At 73.8% G+C, this 12,243-nt stretch carries 8 protein-coding genes; 2 read left to right on the top strand and 6 right to left on the bottom strand.

The window, feature by feature from the left end; all coding sequences use genetic code 11:
• Positions 1–33 precede the first annotated feature (33 nt).
• Positions 34–1,836 carry a glycoside hydrolase family 3 protein gene (locus GA0115242_RS13940; RefSeq protein ID WP_093828164.1) on the top strand — a complete coding sequence of 601 codons (1,803 nt, stop codon included), beginning with the start codon at positions 34–36 and terminating at the stop codon, positions 1,834–1,836.
• Between the two features lie 54 nt (positions 1,837–1,890).
• Here the strand turns inward: GA0115242_RS13940 and GA0115242_RS13945 are convergent, their stop codons facing one another.
• The 6 genes from GA0115242_RS13945 to GA0115242_RS13970 form a co-directional block, all read right to left on the bottom strand.
• The gene (locus GA0115242_RS13945; RefSeq protein WP_093828166.1) at positions 1,891–3,345 is read right to left on the bottom strand and encodes a S28 family serine protease; all 1,455 of its coding nucleotides are present in this window, start codon (positions 3,343–3,345) and stop codon (positions 1,891–1,893) included.
• A 100-nt stretch (positions 3,346–3,445) separates the two neighbouring features.
• The gene (locus GA0115242_RS13950; protein WP_093828184.1) at positions 3,446–3,841 is read right to left on the bottom strand and encodes a hypothetical protein; all 396 of its coding nucleotides are present in this window, start codon (positions 3,839–3,841) and stop codon (positions 3,446–3,448) included.
• A 182-nt stretch (positions 3,842–4,023) separates the two neighbouring features.
• Positions 4,024–7,755 carry an ABC transporter ATP-binding protein gene (locus GA0115242_RS13955; RefSeq protein ID WP_093828168.1) on the bottom strand — a complete coding sequence of 1,244 codons (3,732 nt, stop codon included), beginning with the start codon at positions 7,753–7,755 and terminating at the stop codon, positions 4,024–4,026.
• Positions 7,756–7,874: 119 nt separating this feature from the next.
• Complete coding sequence (locus GA0115242_RS13960; RefSeq protein ID WP_093828170.1) at positions 7,875–8,921, bottom strand: esterase-like activity of phytase family protein; 1,047 nt, start codon at positions 8,919–8,921, stop codon at positions 7,875–7,877.
• Positions 8,922–8,969: 48 nt separating this feature from the next.
• Positions 8,970–9,824, bottom strand: coding sequence for a serine hydrolase (locus GA0115242_RS13965; RefSeq protein WP_093828172.1), 855 nt, complete (start codon positions 9,822–9,824; stop codon positions 8,970–8,972).
• A gap of 171 nt (positions 9,825–9,995) precedes the next feature.
• Positions 9,996–10,499: a DUF4232 domain-containing protein gene (locus tag GA0115242_RS13970; protein WP_093828174.1), complete on the bottom strand. Its 504-nt coding sequence runs from the start codon at positions 10,497–10,499 to the stop codon at positions 9,996–9,998.
• Positions 10,500–10,711: 212 nt separating this feature from the next.
• Between GA0115242_RS13970 and GA0115242_RS13975 the strand changes: the two genes are divergently transcribed.
• Positions 10,712–12,243 (top strand): glycosyltransferase family 39 protein (locus GA0115242_RS13975; RefSeq protein WP_093828186.1); only part of this gene is annotated, 1,532 nt, incomplete at its 3' end.

Genomic DNA, 12,243 nt, shown 5'->3' on the forward strand with positions numbered 1-12,243 from the left:
TCCTTCAGCGGATCACCTCCGGAAGGAGCGCACGTGCCCTCCAGACGTACCGTCCTCGCCGCGACGCTGGGCGCCACCGCGTCCCTCGCGGCCACCGGCACCGGCCACGCCGCCGAACGCGGGCTCCGGTCCCTCGTCGACCGCATGACCCTGCCCGAGAAGGTCGGCCAGCTGTTCGTCATGCGGGTCTACGGCCACTCCGCCACCGCCCCCGACCCGGCCGACGCCGACGCCAACCGCGCGGAGATCGGCGTCCGCAACGCCGCCGAGCTGATCGCCGAGTACCACGTCGGCGGCATCATCTACTTCACCTGGGCGCACAACACCCGCGACCCGCACCAGATCGCCGCCCTCTCCAACGGCATCCAGCGGGCCTCCCTCGCCCGGCCGCGCGGACTGCCCGTGCTGATCTCCACCGACCAGGAGCACGGCGCCGTCTGCCGGGTCGGGGCGCCCGCGACCCTGCTGCCCGGCGCGATGGCGATCGGCGCGGGCCGCTCCCGCGACGACGCCCGCGCCCTGGGCCGGATCTCCGGCCGTGAGCTGCGCGCCCTCGGCATCCGCCAGGACTACGCGCCGGTCGCCGACGTGAACGTCAACCCGGCCAACCCGGTCATCGGGGTCCGCTCCTACGGCTCCGACCCGGACGCCGTCGCCGCGCTGGTCGCCGCCGGGATCGCCGGGTACCGGCGGTCGTCCGTCGCGGCGACCGCCAAGCACTTCCCCGGGCACGGCGACACGGCCGTGGACAGCCACACCGGGTTCCCCGTCATCACGCACAGCCGCGCCCTGTGGTCGTCGCTGGACGCGGTCCCGTTCCGGGCCGCGATCCGGGCGGGCGTCGACTCGATCATGACGGGGCATCTGATGGTCCCCGCCCTCGACGGCTCGGGCGACCCCGCCACCCTCTCCCACCCGATCGTCACCGGCGTGCTCCGCGGCGAACTCGGCTACGACGGGCTGGTGGTCACCGACGCGCTCGGCATGGCGGGCGTGCGCACCAAGTACGGCGACGACCGGGTCCCGGTGCTCGCCCTGAAGGCCGGTGTCGACCAGCTCCTCAACCCGCCCTCCCTGCAGGTCGCCTGGAACGCCGTCCTGCAGGCCGTCGAGGAGGGCGAGCTGACGGAGGAGCGGATCGACGCGTCGGTGCTGCGGATCCTGCGCCTGAAGTCCAGCCTCGGCCTGTTCGAGGAGCCGTACGTCGACGAGGACGAGGTGGACCTGGTCGTCGGCGTCCGGGCGCACCGGGCGAGCGCCGACCGGATGGCCGAGCGGACCACGACCCTGCTGGCCAACGAGGGCGGTCTGCTGCCGCTTTCGCCGCGCACCCGGCCCCGGCTCCTGGTGGCGGGCGCCGACCCGGCCTCCCCGTCCGGCACCACCGGCCCGCCGACCTCCGTGCTCGCGGCGGCCCTGACCGGACTGGGCTTCACCGCGACCGCCCGCCCGACCGGGACCGCGCCGTCACCGGCCGTGATCGCGGAGGCGGTGGCGGCCGCGCGGGACGTGGACGCGATCGTCGTCGGCACCTGTGACCTGACGGCGGACAGTCCGCAGAGGACCCTGGTCGAACGGCTCACCGCGACCGGGAAGCCGGTCGTGGCGGTGGCGATCCGCAACCCCTACGACCTCGCCCACCTCCCCGGCGTCCCGGCGGTGCTCGCCACCTACTCCTGGACCGACGTCGAACTGCGGGCTGCGGCCCGGGTGATCGCCGGGCGGGTCGGGCCCAGGGGACGGCTGCCGGTCCCGGTCCCGGCCGCCGACGACCCGTCGAGGGAGCTGCGTCCGCTCGGCTACGGGCTGACGTACGGGGACCGTCCGACGGCGTGAACGGCCGCGCCCCGGCCGCTGTCGGCGGCCGGGGCGCGGTGCGGTGCGGTGCGGTCAGGGGCGCAGCGCGGGCTCGCGCTCCACGTCCCTGACGTCGAGCCGGGCGTCGTACGGCGCCAGCGGGGCGGGCCGGGCGGTCGCGGCGGCGGGTGCCACCCCGGCCCAGTCCAGGATGCGGGCGGTGGCCATCGCCTTCTCGTCGGCGGCGAGTCCGGCGACGTTCGCGCCGTGGTTCATGCCGGGCGCGGTGAGGACGTAGGAGTCCTCGGCGCCCTTGCCGAGGCGGAACCGCTCGGCGCCCCACGGGTCGTTCTGCCCGTACACGAACAGCATGTTCCGGGCGTGGTGGCGCACCCAGGTGTCGATGTCGCGCATCGCGTGCGGCTGGAACCGCATCGGGATGGACCGGGGCACGAAGTTGCGCGGCGGCTGGTAGCCGTAGCGGACGTACTTCCTCTCGATGTACGGGAAGTGGATGGTCGGCGCCCCGAGCTGGGTGCCGGCCTGGTAGTAGTACGGCGTGTACGGGGACAGGCCCTGGTCGGTGTAGAAGGAGAACCCGGAGATGGTGTCGACGGAGTTCCAGATGTCGTCGTCACTGGCGTTCTTCGCGTCGGCCGGGACGGTGGCGCAGTCGGAGACCAGGCTGTACTGCCAGAAGCCCCAGACGTAGTCGAGGACGACGGCCTCGTAGGCCCGGTCGAGGCCGCCGATGGTGGCGAAGGTGTAGCCGTTGTCGGCCGCGTACGCCGCGTACTTCCGCTCCAGCGGTCCGCGGCGCACCAGGGCCTCGCGCTGGACGGCGTTCAGCCGGTCGCGGCACTCCTTGGTGCCGACCCGGGCGAAGAAGCGGTCGTAGGCGGAGTCCTCGTCGTTGACGACGTCGTTGGGGGCGACGTACGCGACGACGCCGTCCATGTCACCGGGGTGGAAGCGCTCGTAGTAGGTGGCGGTCATGCCGCCCTTCGAGCCGCCGGTGGCCAGCCAGTTGGCCGGGTAGATCTTCTTCAGCGCGGTGAAGACGCGGTGCTGGTCGTCGGCGGCCTGCCGGATGTCGAGCTTGGACCAGTCGGCCGGTTCGGGCCGGGACGGCGTGAAGTAGCGGTACTCCAGGGAGACCTGGTTGCCGTCGACGATCTGGGTCGGCTCGCGCCTGCTCGGCGTGGTGGAGACGTTGTAGCCGCCGGTGTAGAAGACCGTCGGCCTGCTGACGTCCTTGTGCAGCACGGTGATCCGCTGCTGGAACGTTCCCTTGGACGGGTGCCGGTGGTCGACCGGCTGGGTGAAGCCGAGGACGAAGAACCGGTACCCCGGGTACGGCTTCTCCTCGATCAGGCTCATCCCCGGTACGGCGAGCAGCCTGTCCTTGATGTCGGCGGTGTCGGTGACCCCGCCGGTGCCGGCCGTCCCGGTGGCCCGCGGCCCGGCGGCGGTGGCCGCCCCGGCCGTGCTGCCCAGCGTGCCCATGAGCACGGTGAGCGTCAGCAGCCATCTGAGCGCCTTGCGCATGCACCCTCCCCTGTTCGGTACAGATGTCCGCCGGAAGCTAACCGAGCAACCGGTCCCGGCACCAGGGGAGTTCATGAATTGGCTGTGCGGAACCCGTGGGTCAGCAGAGGATCCACCCGGAGCTGACCGTCCCGCCGCCGACCCGGCCCTCGATCCGGACGCAGCGGCGCCCGGCGTGCACGGTGACCGGTCCCGCGTGGTGGGTGTACCAGCCGGTGTCGGTGACGGGCCGGTTGCCGCGCGCCTGGACGCTGACCGACATGGTGCGCCTGGCCCCGTTCGCGCGGGCCGGGAGGGTGACGGCGCAGACGTAGCCGTCGCGCTTGTGGACGTGCACGGTGCCGGTGGAGAACGGCAGCCGCCGCACCTCGCGCCCGGCGCACAGGGCGCTCGGCACGGCCGTCGGCGGCGCCGCGGCCGTGAGGGTGCCGACCGCGGCCAGCAGCGCGAGGCACAGGGCGGGCCCGCGCGGTACCGCCCCGCGGACGGACGACAGGACCGCGCGGGCCCGCCCCGGTGCGAGCCGCTGTCGTGCCCCGCCGCTGTCCACCGGTGCTCCCTTCGTCCCGCGCGCCGAGGCCGCGCCCCGGCGCGGACCTCCCGTGCCTCGTCCGTACTGATGTACGGACGCCTGAGGTCCGCGCAGGGTTGCCCTCCCGGTGTCCGGCGGGCCGGCGGTCAGGGGAGCTGGGGCGCCAGCACCGGCTCGCCCGGCTCGTCGTCGGAGCTGCCCGCGAAGGTCCGCCACAGCCGCGCGTACCGGCCCTCGCGGGCGAGGAGTTCGGCGTGCGTGCCGTCCTCCGCGACCCGGCCGCGGTCCATGACGACGATCCGGTCGGCGCGTGCCGCCGTGGTCAGCCGGTGCGCCACCACCAGGGTGGTCCTGCGGCCCGCGAGCCGGTCCGTGGCCTGGTTGACCAGCGCCTCGGTGGCGAGGTCGAGGGCGGCCGTCGCCTCGTCGAGGAGCAGGACGTCCGGGTCGACGAGTTCGGCGCGGGCCAGCGCGATGAGCTGCCGCTGTCCGGCCGAGAGGTTGCGGCCGCGCTCGGCGACCTCGTGCAGGTAGCCGCCGTCGAGGGTGGCGATCATCTCGTGCGCGCCGACCGCCCTGGCCGCCGCCTCCACCTGGGCGTCGGTGGCGTCCGGGCGGCCGTAGGCGATGGCGTCGCGGACGGTGCCCTGGAAGAGGTACGCCTCCTGCGGGACGACGCCGAGCCGGTGCCGGTAGGAGGTGAGGTCGAGGGCGCGCAGATCGGTGCCGTCGACGGTGACCCGGCCGCCCGTCGGGTCGTAGAAGCGGGCGACGAGCTTGACCACCGTCGACTTGCCCGCGCCGGTCTCGCCGACGAACGCGACGGTCTGCCCGGCCGGTATCCGCAGGTCGACGCCGCTGATGGCCTCCTCGTCCGTGCCGTACGCGAAGCGCACGTCCTCGAAGGCGATGTCGCCGCGGAGCGAGAGGACGTCGAGGGGTTCGTCGGCGGTGCCGGTGGAGGTGGGCTCCCGCAGGAGTTCCTGGATGCGGCCCAGCGAGACGGTGGCCTGCTGGTAGCCGTCGAAGACCTGGGAGAGCTGCTGGACGGGCGCGAAGAACAGGTCGATGTAGAGCAGGTAGGCGACCAGCGCGCCGGTGGTGAGGGTGGCGTCGTCGACCCGGCCCGCGCCGGTGACCAGGACGGCCGCCGCCGCGACCGACGACAGGAGCTGGACGAACGGGAAGTAGACCGAGATGAGCCACTGGCCGCGGATGCGGGCCTGCCGGTAGCTGTCGCTGCGCTCGGCGAACCGGGCGCCGCCGTCCCGCTCGCGTCCGAAGGCCTGCACGATGCGCAGTCCGGCCACCGACTCCTGGAGGTCGGCGTTGACCACCGAGACGCGCTCGCGGGCGAGTTCGTACGCCTTCACGCTGGCCCGGCGGAAGAACCAGGTCGCCACGATCAGCGGCGGCAGCGTCGCGAAGACGACCAGCGCGAGCTGCACGTCGATCACCAGCAGGGCGACCATGATCCCGAAGAAGGTGACGACGGAGACGAACGCGGTGACCAGACCGGTCTGCAGGAACGTCGACAGGGCGTCGACGTCGGTGGTCATCCGGGTCATGATCCGGCCGGTCAGCTCGCGCTCGTAGTAGTCGAGGCCGAGCCGCTGGAGCTGCGCGAAGATCTTCAGGCGCAGCGCGTAGAGGACGCGCTCGCCGGTGCGGCCGGTCATCCGGGTCTCGCCGATCTGCGCCGCCCACTGGACGAGGACGGCGACCAGGCCGAGCAGCGCGGCGGCCCAGACCGCGCCGAGCGCCGCCGCGGTGACGCCCTGGTCGATGCCGTGCCGGATCAGCACCGGCAGCAGCAGCCCCATCCCGGCGTCGACGGCCACCAGGGCGAGGCTGACCAGCAGCGGGAGGCGGAAGCCGGAGAGCAGGCGGCGCAGGCCGTAGGAGTCCTCGGCGCGCACCGCGCGGCCCTCGTCGATGCCGGGGGTGTCGGTGGCCGGGGGCAGCGCGTCGACCTGGGCGAGCAGTCCCGGGGTGGCGGGCGTGCCGGACAGGGCGGTGTCCTTGGGGGCGCGGTCGCCGCTCCACAGGCGGGGGGTGACCCCGCGTTCGGCATCGAAGGCGGCGTCCAGCTCGTCGCGGACGGAGGTGTCCTCCGGGCGGGCGGCGGGCCGGGGGCGGCCGGGGGAGACGCCGCCCGGTTCGTCGGGGTCGGTGAGCAGCCGCCGGTAGAGCGCGGAGCGGGCCTGCAGCTCCTCGTGGGTGCCGATGTCGGCGAGCGCGCCCCGGTCCAGGACGGCGATGCGGTCGGCGAGGGCGAGGGTGGAGCGGCGGTGCGCGATCAGCAGGGTGGTGCGGCCCCGCATGACCTGTTTGAGGGCTTCATGGATCTCGTGCTCGACGCGGGCGTCGACGGCGGAGGTGGCGTCGTCCAGGACGAGCAGCCGGGGGTCGGCGAGGATCGCGCGGGCCAGGGCGACGCGCTGGCGCTGGCCGCCGGAGAGGGTCAGTCCGTGTTCGCCGACCTTGGTGGCGTAGCCGTCGGGCAGCTCGCTGATGAAGCCGTCGGCCTGGGCGGCGCGGGCCGCCTCGCGTATCTGGTCGTCGGTGGCGTCGGGGCGGCCGTAGGCGATGTTGTCGCGGACGGTCTCGGAGAAGAGGAAGGAGTCCTCGGGGACCAGCCCGATCGCGGACCGCAGCGAGGCGAGGGTCAGCTCGCGGACGTCGTGCCCGCCGACCAGGACGGCGCCGTGGCCGACGTCGTAGAAGCGGGGCAGCAGCAGGGAGACGGTGGACTTGCCCGAGCCGGAGGAGCCGACGACGGCGAGGGTCTCGCCCGCGCCGATCTCGAAGCTGAGGCCGGACAGCACCGGACGGCCTTCCGCGTAGCCGAAGGAGACGTCGTCGAACTCGACGGTGGCGGGCGCGTCGGCGGGGAGCGTCTTCGTGCCGTCGCTCATCGACGGCTCGGTGTCGATCAGTTCGAGGACGCGCTCGGTGCTGGCCCTGGCCTGCTGGCCGACGGTGAGGACCATGGCGAGCATCCGCACCGGCCCGACGAGCTGGGCGAGGTAGGTGGAGAAGGCGACGAACGTGCCGAGCGTGATGTGGCCGCGCACCGCGAGCCAGCCGCCGAACGCGAGCATGGCGACCTGCCCGAAGGCGGGCACGGCCTGGAGGGCGGGGGTGTAGCGGGAGTTGAGCCGGATGGTGCGCAGCCGCCCGGCGAACAGCCGCCTGCTGACCTCGCGCAGCTTGCCGGTCTCCTGCTCCTCCTGCCCGAACCCCTTGACCACGCGGACGCCGCTGACGGCGCCGTCCACGACGCCCGCGACGGCGGCGGCCTGGGCCTGCGCGTACCAGGTGGCGGGGTGCAGCCGGGAGCGGCTGCGGCGGGCGATCCACCACAGCGCGGGCGCGACCGCGAGGGCGACCAGGGTGAGCGGCGGGGAGAGCCACGCCATGATGCCCAGCGAGATCATGAACAGCAGGAGGTTCCCGATGGTCATCGGGAGCATGAACAGCAGGCCCTGGATCAGCTGGAGGTCGCTGGTGGCGCGGCCGACGACCTGCCCGGTGGACAGCTCGTCCTGACGGCGGCCGTCGAGCCGGGTGATCGTCGTGAACATCTCGGTGCGCAGGTCGTGCTGGACGTCCAGGGCGAGCCGCCCGCCGTAGTAGCGGCGGATGTACGTGAGGACGTACACGACGGCGGCGGCGGCGAGCAGCGCCCCGGCCCACGGCGCCATGGACCGGGTGTGGTCCTCGACGACGTCGTCGATGATCACTTTGGTGATCAGCGGGACGACGGCCAGGACCGCCATCCCCGCCAGCGAGGAGCCGAGAGCGAGGACGACGTCCTTCGGATACCGCCAGGCGTATCCGGCCAGTCGCCGTGCCCATCCCCGTTGTGCTTCCACGCGGGTGCCTCCCTCTGCTGCCGTGTACGCCGCAGGGGCTAACGCCGGCGGGGGCGGATTTCATCCCGCCGCAACAAACGGCGGGCGGACGGCCCGGGTGGTGGGACCCCGGGGGCGGCTCAGTGCGGGAGGCGGATCCGGAGCCGGTAGAAGCGGGTGGTCTGGGCCGGGTTCTGGTTGTCGTCGCTGGCCAGCAGGGTCCGCAGGGTCCCGTGGTCACGGCCGGTGACCGCCATCGCCTCGATGTTGTCGAGGAGCGGGTTGGGCTGCGGCTGCTTGGCGGTGGCGCCCAGGGAGGGGCAGTCGGCGAGGTCGGCGAGCAGGGTCTTGGTGATCAGGCGGACCCCGCGCTGCCCGGTGAGGTTCTCGGTGCCGCCGGTGTCGGTGGCGCGGCGCGGGTCGGCCAGGTAGAGGCGGACGGTGTTGCCGACGCCCGCGGTGAAGCCGCGCTCCAGGACCAGCAGGCGGCCGTCCCCGGTGGCCTGGACCTCGGGGACGCCGAGCCCGGCGTCGGTGCGGTAGCCGTACTGGGCGGCGGGCGTGAAGGGGGCGCCGGGGGCGCGCCGCCAGGTCTGGAAGCGGACGATGTCCGGGCTGTCGCCGCTGATCGCGGACTCCATGGCGGCCAGCAGGGTGTGCCCGCCCGGCAGCAGGGTCAGGCCCTCGAAGGTGAGGTTGGCGGTGGCGCGGCCGGCCGGGGCGACCAGCAGGGCGGAGGGGACCGGGAGGCGTTCGAGGACGCGGCCGTCGCGGCTGTAGCGGCGGACGGACGGTTCCGTCTCGGAGGTGACCAGGCGGGTGCCGTCGCGGTCCACGGCCAGCCCCTCGGAGTCCAGCTCGGCGCCGTGCTCGTCGGCGAGCGCGATCACCGAGCGCGGGGCGAGGGTGCGGGCGTCGAGGCCGAAGAGCGAGGACCGGTCGGAGAGGGCGGCGAGGGAGCCGTCGCGGTCCACGGCGAGGGCGGAGACGTTCCCGACGAAGGTGCCGTGGAACTCCGTCTTGTCGAGCGCGTCGGAGAAGCCGTCGAGGGTGACGGACGGCGAGCAGGACCCGCCGCGGTGGGCGGAGGCCGTGGCGGGTCCGGCGGTGGCGGGTCCGGCGGCGGTCAGGCAGGTGGCCGCCGTCAGGGCCGCGGCGGTGGACGCGAGTACGGTTCGCAGGCGCATGGGCGTCACCGTAGGGCGGTGGGGTGACGGGCGGGAGTACGCGGGGCGTCAGCTCGCGGCCAGATCCCGGTGGATGACCTTGGCGACGCCCTGCACGGTCGCGATGCCGTAGTCCATGGTGGCGTTGCCGTGGGTGAGGACCGTCATCGCGTAGTCGTGGCCGCCGCCGGTGAAGGTGCCGACGCTGTGCACCCGCCAGCCCAGGGTGGCCCGCGACAGCCAGCCGTTCTTCACGTGCCAGGCGACCTTGGCGGGGGCTCCGTAGGGGGTGCCCCAGCGCTGCGAGGCGACGACCTGGCCCATGAGCTTGAGGACGTAGGCGCGGGAGCTGTCGCTCAGCACCGCGTTCGGGGCGTTGACCAGCCCGAGCAGCTTCTGCTCGTCGGTGACCGTGATCTGGGTCAGGCCCCAGTAGCCGTCTGCGCCCGGCTGGGTCCTGGTCATGCCCGCGGCGGCCAGGAACCCCTTGATCCTCGTCATGCCGAGCTGCTTCCAGAGCTTGCTGGTCGCGGCGTTGTCGGACTGGGTGATCATGGCCTTGGCCAGGGTGTTCTCGGTGGCCGTGAGGTACCGGCCGTGCTTCTTGGCGTCCCACAGCAGGGCGGCCAGCACGGTGACCTTGACGACGCTCGCGGAGTCGTAGGCGCTGGTGGCGCGCAGCGAGCAGGTGGTGTCGGTGGTGCGGTCGTGGAGTCCGACGGCGACCGTGCCCTTGCGCCCGGCGAGGGCGGCGGTGATGTCCTTCTGGAGCTTGGCGGCGAGCCCGGCCCTGGCGGAGGTGCAGCTGACGGCGGGGGCGGCGGCGCTCGCGGGCGCGGCGGCCACGCAGGGTATGAGAAGACCGGCGCCGAGCACGGCGGCGACGGCCGGGCCTCTGCGGCGGCGGGACGTCTGGTGAGTCATGCCGGGTTGACTCGCCGGTTCACCCGAAGGGTTGTACGAACGGGTGAGTTTTTCGCCGGTCTTTACCGATGTCTACCGATTGACTGCCGCATTTCAGCCGTTTCCGACCGTTTCATACCGATCGGGGCCCGTTCCCGGCGCGGGGCCCGCGCGCCGGGGACGGGCCGGGGATCAGGCGCCGCGCACGACCGGTCCGACGACCGTGCCCGCGGCGACCTTGAGACGGCCCGTGGCGACGGACGTGCCCGGGATCACGCCGCCCGGCGCCCGCAGCGTGAACGACGCCCGGTCGGCGGGCCTGGCGCGGCGCCCGTCGGGCACCTGGATGTCGAAGTGCACCGGGTGGCCGGGGCCGAAGGTGACCACGGTCCGCTGGTCGCCGTAGCGCCCGGCGCTGACGCCGACCCGCGCGCCGTGCTCGGTGAACCGCACGTCCGACGGCGACCCGGCGAGGCGGCAGGAGGCGTAGCCGCGCGGCGCGGTCAGGGTGACCCGGTAGTGGCGGTGCCCGGCGCTGCCGGGCGCCGGGGTGATCCGGGCGATGTGGTTGGCCGGACGGCACGCGGACGGCGCGCTGCCCGCCGCCGTCGCGGCCTGTGCCGCCCCGGCGACGGCGCCGCCCGACAGCACGACGGCGGCCAGCGAGACGGCGATCGTCCGGTGAGTACGCATCATGAACGCTCCTTGCCCTGTTCGTCGGCCCCGCGGACGGTCCCGCCGGGCCCGTGGCCGGAAGGCTGTCTCCCGACCACTTCGCCAGGAATGTCCCAGGAACGGCGGAGGCGTACACCGGTCACCCGGGCTCTATTACCGACCTCTCACCCATCCACAGGCTGCCCCCAGGCTGAGCACAGCCGTCACCCAAGGCGCGTATGCACGGTTCCCTGGTGACATCTGCCACCGATCCACTCCCCCACCCGAACGTGTCCCCCGACCGGGCCGCGGCGGCCCCGCCCGCCCCGCCCGCCGAGTCCGCGGACACCGCGCCGCGCTGGTCGCTGCCCGCGCTGATCGCGATCCTGGTCCTGGCGGCCGCCCTGTACTCCTGGAACCTCTCCGGCTCCAGCCTCAACAGCTTCTACAGCGCCGCCGTCTACAGCGGCACCCAGAGCTGGAAGGCCTGGTTCTTCGGCTCGCTGGACGCCGGGAACTTCCTGACCGTCGACAAGCCGCCGTTCGCCCTGATGGTCATGGGTCTGTCCTGCCGCATCCTCGGGTTCGGCACCTGGCAGATGATGGTCCCCGAGGTCGGGGCCGCGCTCGGCACGATCTGGATCCTGCACGCCTCGGTGAAGCGGACGTTCGGGCACGCGGCGGCGGCCCTCGCCGCGCTCGTCCTCGCCCTGACGCCCATCACGGTCGCGATCAACCGGGACAACAACCCCGACACGATCCTCGTGCTGCTGATGGTCTCCGGCGCGGCCCTCGCCCTGCGCGCCACCCGGGACGACCGGCTGCTGCCGCTGATCGGCTCGGCTGTCTGCTTCGGCCTCGCCTTCAACACCAAGATGCTCCAGGGCTACATCGCGCTCCCCGCGGTCTTCGCCGTGTACCTGGTCGCCTCCCGGCTCGGCTGGCGCAGGAAGGCCGTCAACCTGGCGCTCGCCGCGGTCGCGCTGGCCGTCTCCAGCTTCTGGTGGGCGACGGCGGTCTCGCTGGTCCCCGCCGACGACCGCCCCTACATCGGCGGCTCGACGGACGGCTCGGCCTGGGACCTGATCATGGGCTACAACGGTCTCGGCCGCGTCCTCGGCGGCGAGGGCAACGGCGGCGGGGGCGGCGGAGGCGGAGGCGGAGGCGGAGGCGGCGGCACGTTCGCGGGCACCGCGGGCATCGGCCGCATGTTCAACGACATCCTCGGCGGCCAGATCTCCTGGCTGATCCCCTTCGCGGGCATCGCGCTCGTCGCCGGGCTCGTCCGGTGCGGACGGGCCCCGCGCACCGACCTCACCCGGGCCGGGCTGATCCTGTGGGGCGGCTGGCTGGTGCTGCACTACCTGACCTTCGCGATGGCCGAGGGCACCATGCACCCGTACTACACGACCGCCCTCGCCCCCGGGATCGCGGCGCTCACCGGCGCGGGCGGGGTCATGCTGTGGCGCGCGTTCCGCGGCGCCGACACCCGCTGGACGTGGGTGCTGCCCGCGGCCCTCGCGGTCACCGGCGGCTGGGCGGTCGTGCTGCTGCGCCGGGCCGACGGCTGGAACACCTGGCTCTGGCCGTGCGTGGGCGTGCTGACGGTCCTGGCGGTCGCCGGACTGCTGGTGTTCCGCTCCGGCCACCGGGCCCGGCTGCTGGCCGCGTCCGTGGCGGCGGCGATCGTCGCGGCGCTCGCGGGCCCGGCCGCCTACGCGGCCTCCCCCGCCCTCAGCTCCGCCTCCGGCGGCATGGGCGGCACCAACCCGACGGCGGGCCCGTC

The sequence above is a fragment of the Streptomyces sp. SolWspMP-5a-2 genome (assembly GCF_900091845.1).
Lineage (GTDB): Bacteria > Actinomycetota > Actinomycetes > Streptomycetales > Streptomycetaceae > Streptomyces > Streptomyces doudnae.